Below are 5,455 nucleotides of genomic sequence, written 5' to 3' on the forward strand. Positions count from 1 at the left end.
GTTAGGCTCACCGTGCTTTCGGAAAACATTGATCAAAAAATCAGAGGAAACCAAAAGTGGTTCTAGAAGGAGTTCTTCAATAGAGATACTGGTTCGGTGTGATAACGGAGACTTTTTACCAACATAGGCCATGACTCGGCAGCTCAACAAATGCTCTGTTATCAGTTGTGGATGCGCGCTGTCATGTTGGGTTGATACAGCAACGAGTCCTAAATCGACTTGTCCGCTTAGAACCTCATGAATGATCTGTGGATAATCCTTCTCCATCATGACAAGTTCTACATCTGTGTGCTTATTTTTGAAAATAGCCAATGTTGGAGGAAGAACACTTAAACAAAGACTCGGTACTGAGGCAATCGAAAGTGATCCTGACAGTTGATTGAACTGAAAGCCGGCTGTTTCTCGAAGCTCTTCAACTTTATTCATGATCTCAATGGCCTTGCTTATAATTAATTTTCCGTCTTCTGTAGGTATGGCTCCAATGCGTGAACGATTGAAAAGCTTCACACCAAGCTCTTCCTCTAAGCTGACGACTGCTTGAGAGATGTTCGGCTGGGAAACGTGAAGCTTTTCAGCTGCTAAGGAAATGGAACCCGTTTGATTAATTTCAATGATATAAATGAGTTGTTCAATTCGCATAGTTCACCTTTTCTGAGTGCCGATTATGAAGTAACTATATCCGAATTGAAGAAGATGGACAATATGTGTGGAGCACTATTTTAGGAGACTCCATATTCGACTTGTCTGAGACCCTCCTCCCGCTGTTGTCCGTTATAAACGATGCGAGATAATAAAATGCTGATTTCATATAGAGCGAATAAAGGGATGGCTACCATGAGATGCGAGATTAAATCAGGCGGAGAAATCAAGCTCGCTGTAATAATTAGAAGCAGATAAGCGTATCTGCGGACTTTGTTCAGTGATTTTGGATTCAAGAGCTTCAGCTTTGTTAGAAACATGACGATAATCGGGAGTTCGAAGGCTAGAGACAATGGAATAATAATATTGAGCATAAAGCTAAAATATTGAGCCAYGCCGTAGGTTTGTGTTAATCCAAGGTTTTCGGTCACTCCTAATGTAAATTTCATACACATTGGGAATACAACGAAGTAACCGAAGGCTAAACCAATCAAGAAGCATAAGAACGTATAAGGGATGTACCTCAGTGTGGCGGCTTGCTCTTCTTTGGTAAGACCTTTTTTGACGAAAGCCCAAATTTGATAAAGGATAAATGGCAGTGTTAGTGTGAGTGAAACGGCGAAAGCAATCAACATATAGATGCGAATGCTATCCATAGGTGAGAATACATGCCAGGTGATATCGGATGCGGTAGAGCTTTGCTTGAGGAAAATTAAAATCTTCTGAGCGAAGACGAATCCAATGATTAAGGTGAGGATTACGGCAATGAGGACACGAATAATGCGTGTACGTAGTTCGGTTAGATGCTCGACAAGTGACATCAATTCTTTGATCTGCATAGGAGCCCTCCAGTCTAATGATAAAAAGGTGCTAAGATCCGGCGAGCATTCGTCTTAACTCTACCGTATGAAAGCCGTCAGTTAGCTTTGTGTGAATATCCATAATGGTTTGAATATCCTCGAAGGAATATTTACGAACGCCTCCCTTGCTTCTGTCTGGAAAAATAAGCTTGCGGTCCTCGTAGTATCGAATTTGCCTCTCTGTTAACCCTGTTAGTTCACTTACTACACCAATTTGAATTACTTTTTTCTTTGTCATCATTAGCATATCCCTCCAGTTCAATGTAAGGTTAATTAACTTATATGTGACACTAATTAATGAAACTCTATCATTTAATGGGAAAACGATCAAATAAACGGTGGTTATCTTAGTATAACTAAAATTTATGTCATGTTACCTTACATAAAGTAATGACTATTCATCATCTCGCTGTTACGTTTAAGTAGCGGATAGCCAAACTTAAACATGAGGAGATGGAAGCATGGAGAAGACACCGATCCAAGAAGATCAAATTACACGTAGACAATTTTTAACAACCGTCGGCAAATTAGGAGGGTCAGCCGCAATATTCAGTGTGATGGGTACTTTAGGACTACTCTCCCCGGAAACGATGAAAGCCGCAGATTATACACCGCCATCGGGAAGGGATCTTACATCGACGAACCGCAATGGGAAGAAAGTTATCATCCTAGGCGGAGGAATTGCTGGGATGACAGCGGCGTATGAGCTTGGAATGGCAGGCTATCAGTGCACAATACTAGAAGCGAGAGCACGTTCAGGTGGACGGGCATGGACAGTGCGCAGAGGAACGACGGTTACCGAGGTTGGTGGCGCGAAGCAGGTGGCTCGCTTCGATAATGGCATGTATTTCAATGCAGGGCCGATGCGAATTCCGCAATTTCATGTGACGCTGGATTATGCCCGTAAATTCGGAGTTGCCATAGAACCTTTCAATAATGTGAACGACAGCGGCTACTACTATAATGAAAACGTAGGCGAGTTGTCAGGTAAGCGAATTCCAAAGCGGCAGGCGAAAGCTGATGTTCGCGGTTATGTCTCAGAAATGCTGGCTAAGGCTGTAAATCAGAGTGCGTTAGATCTACCTTTGTCGACAGAAGAAAAAACAAAACTAGTTGCCTTTTTGAAAAGCGAAGGAGATTTGAATGCGGATCTGTTCTATAAAGGCTCAAGCAGAGCTGGATATGTGGAGGAGCCGGGCGGTAAATTTGACGCAGGTGTTCGTAAGGATCCATTTAGCTTAAAAGCGATTATCAATTCTGGTTTTGGTCAATTTCTCAGCAGTGAATATGGCTACGATCAGCAAATGATGATGTTCCACCCTGTAGGCGGGATGGATATGATTGCGAAGGCATTCGAGAAACGCGTAGGCGATAAAATTCAATTCAACTCGGAAGTTCACGAGATTAAACAGTCATCCGATGGCGTTAAGATTTTGTATAAGGACTTGAACAGTGGAGCAAATAAAGAGATTGCTGGAGATTTCTGTATCTGTACCATCCCGCTCCCTGTCCTCAAGAACATTAAAGCAGACTTCTCACCTGAAATGACAACAGCAATTGCAAAGATTAGCTATGCGTCTGCAGGTAAAATCGGTCTTCAATTCAAGCGTCGCTTCTGGGAAGAAGATGAGATGATTTATGGCGGAAGCTCATTGACGAATATGGATATTGCCAATATCTATTACCCGCCAAATGATTATTTTTCCAAAAAAGGTATTCTATTAGGTTATTATTCATTCGGAGGAAACGCAGATAAACTTGGTAATATGTCACTTGCGGCCCGAGAAGATTATGCTTTAAGCCAAGGTGCGAAGATTCATCCGCAATACCATAAAGAGTTCGAAACCTCGTTCTCCGTAGATTGGAAGAAGGTTAAATATAATCTCGGCGGCTGGGCCTCTTATACGGCAGACGATCGTAAGAACTACTATCCAACCCTGTGCAAACCCGATGGCCGTATTTATTTGGCAGGGGAGCACATCAGTTATATCACCGCATGGCAAGCTGGAGCAATTGARTCCGCGCGGAAAGTTGTTACTGAAATTCATGAGCGCGTAATGAAAGAATAGAGGAGAAGGAGTGAATCATGATGATTATAACGAAAAAGTGGAAAACAATCGTAGCAGCTACCGTTGGTTCATGCCTGATTTGCGTTAGTGCTTATGCGGCTGGGACAGAGAAATCAAGTAAATACAATTCTGAGCCGATTAACGAAGTCGAATTTTATGGGAATCCTGCTTCTTCTATTGCTGCTGGTGTATCGGTTCCTTCAGGATCCTCCTATCTTTTCACTAGCGGAACAGTGCCGCCTGTTATCAACAAAGAAGGAAAGACCGTATATGAGCGCTATGGGGATACGAAAACACAGGGGATTGGTATTCTAAAGGCAATTGAAACACAATTAAAGGATAAAGGCCTCACCCTTGCAGATGTCGCTTATCTCCGTGTTTATGTAACACCAGATGCAGCCAAAGAAGGCAAGTTCGATTATCAAGGCTGGTTTGATGCCTATGCGCAATTTTTTGGAACAGAAGCTAATCCTGTGAAGCCAGCACGTTCTACGGTTGGTATTGCAAGCCTCGTTAGCTCTGATTGGCTGATTGAAATTGAAGCTATAGCTGTGTATCCAAAGCGCCATAACCAAGACTAACGAATAGGAGATGATGTGGTATGCTGCAAAATATTGGATTACCTGGACTCATGTTAATTTTATTGGTTGTTTTAGTCTTGTTTGGACCGTCTAAGCTGCCAGAACTCGGTCGTGCCGTAGGACGTACGCTGCATGAATTTAAAAATTCAGCCAGAGAGCTTGTCGGTGAAGGGAAAGAAGCGCCTGAGCATCTGGATGCTCAGGACAAGCGAACAGAAAAGGTCAACGTATAAGCTGAGCTGGTAAACGGATCTTGTGGATTTTCTCTCAGGAGAATATCTACAAGATCTGTTTTTTTATCCGTTCATCGCACCTAAACAAAACACAGGAATTTCTAGAATTTGTACAATTGTTTTGTACAAGAATGTGATAGAGTGTGCTCACGTTCGCTCAAAGTGTCCAAAAATTTCCAAACTCAGGAGGGATAGCTGTTGAAACTTAGCACAAGTGTTGATGTCACCAAAGAACCCTTTCATCTGAATCATGAGAAATCAAGTCGACAACAGAATTGGGAGATCTATCATGCTCATTCTTGTATGGAATTCCTCTATGTGTATGAAGGGATAGGACGTGTGGAAGTGAACAAACGCTGGTATAACATTGAGCCAGGAAGCATTCTGATTTTCCAACCCTTTCAATTGCACCGCATTCAAATCCAAGGTCCCTTTGTCCGATCTGTCCTGATGTTTGATCCTTACAGATTGGATACAGCGCTGCGTGCGTTTAGCGGGATTCGCACCTGGTTTAACACGCTTTGGAAGAATGGGTTAACCAATCATGTGATCCCTAACCAACAGCATCTAGCCAAATTTTATGAGCATTTACATAGCAAACTAAGTCGTGTTTCGATGCACAAACAGCAAGAAGAATTTGTCTTATGCTTATTATCCATGCTTCAGCAGCTCGAGCCTTATGAAAGTGAAATTTGCCAGCCTCAGAAGGAGAAGCTGAAGCTGAGCAGCAATCATACGGCTGGGCAGATCACGGAATGGATCGAAAAGCATTACAAGGATAAATTTGATTTACAACGGATGTCGGAGGATTTGCACCTTTCCACCTTTTATTTATCTCATATTTTCCGACAGTCAACGGGGCGTACTATAACGGAATTTATTATTTCTCGCAGATTAAAGGAAGCGTGTCTCTTACTTGAAACCACGTCGAAGTCGGCTAGCTTTATCGCTCAGGAGGTTGGCTTTCAGAATGTTTCTTACTTTTCCCGTGTGTTTAAGAACATTCTTGGAACGACACCGAAGTCGTATCGCATGCAGGTATAAAAGACAGCAACACAGTGCAAGTTCTCAAC

At 42.5% G+C, this 5,455-nt stretch carries 7 protein-coding genes; 4 read left to right on the forward strand and 3 right to left on the reverse strand.

Annotated elements, in window-relative coordinates:
• From AC1DVJ_RS29735 to AC1DVJ_RS29745, 3 genes are all read right to left on the reverse strand, one after another.
• The coding region (locus tag AC1DVJ_RS29735; RefSeq protein WP_477596309.1) for a LysR family transcriptional regulator at nucleotides 1–639 on the reverse strand (639 nt) is incomplete at its 3' end.
• A gap of 80 nt (nucleotides 640–719) precedes the next feature.
• Nucleotides 720–1,478: a twin-arginine translocase subunit TatC gene (gene tatC, locus AC1DVJ_RS29740; RefSeq protein ID WP_477596311.1), complete on the reverse strand. Its 759-nt coding sequence runs from the start codon at nucleotides 1,476–1,478 to the stop codon at nucleotides 720–722.
• Between the two features lie 31 nt (nucleotides 1,479–1,509).
• A complete protein-coding gene (locus AC1DVJ_RS29745; RefSeq protein ID WP_477596313.1) occupies nucleotides 1,510–1,740 on the reverse strand; it encodes a MerR family transcriptional regulator in 231 nt (76 codons plus the stop codon).
• Nucleotides 1,741–1,960: 220 nt separating this feature from the next.
• Here AC1DVJ_RS29745 and AC1DVJ_RS29750 point away from each other — a divergent pair, with 220 nt between their 5' ends.
• The 4 genes from AC1DVJ_RS29750 to AC1DVJ_RS29765 all read left to right on the forward strand — a co-directional run bounded on the left by AC1DVJ_RS29750 (nucleotide 1,961) and on the right by AC1DVJ_RS29765 (nucleotide 5,426).
• Nucleotides 1,961–3,568: a flavin monoamine oxidase family protein gene (locus tag AC1DVJ_RS29750; protein ID WP_477596315.1), complete on the forward strand. Its 1,608-nt coding sequence runs from the start codon at nucleotides 1,961–1,963 to the stop codon at nucleotides 3,566–3,568.
• 20 nt (nucleotides 3,569–3,588) lie between these two features.
• Nucleotides 3,589–4,149 carry a RidA family protein gene (locus AC1DVJ_RS29755; RefSeq protein ID WP_477596318.1) on the forward strand — a complete coding sequence of 187 codons (561 nt, stop codon included), beginning with the start codon at nucleotides 3,589–3,591 and terminating at the stop codon, nucleotides 4,147–4,149.
• A 20-nt stretch (nucleotides 4,150–4,169) separates the two neighbouring features.
• Nucleotides 4,170–4,382, forward strand: coding sequence for a twin-arginine translocase TatA/TatE family subunit (gene tatA / locus AC1DVJ_RS29760; protein WP_477596320.1), 213 nt, complete (start codon nucleotides 4,170–4,172; stop codon nucleotides 4,380–4,382).
• Between the two features lie 198 nt (nucleotides 4,383–4,580).
• Nucleotides 4,581–5,426, forward strand: a complete 846-nt coding sequence (locus AC1DVJ_RS29765) for a helix-turn-helix domain-containing protein (RefSeq protein WP_477596322.1) — start codon at nucleotides 4,581–4,583, stop codon at nucleotides 5,424–5,426.
• Nucleotides 5,427–5,455 lie beyond the last annotated feature (29 nt).

It is taken from the genome of Paenibacillus sp. P4_A9 (assembly GCF_056402415.1).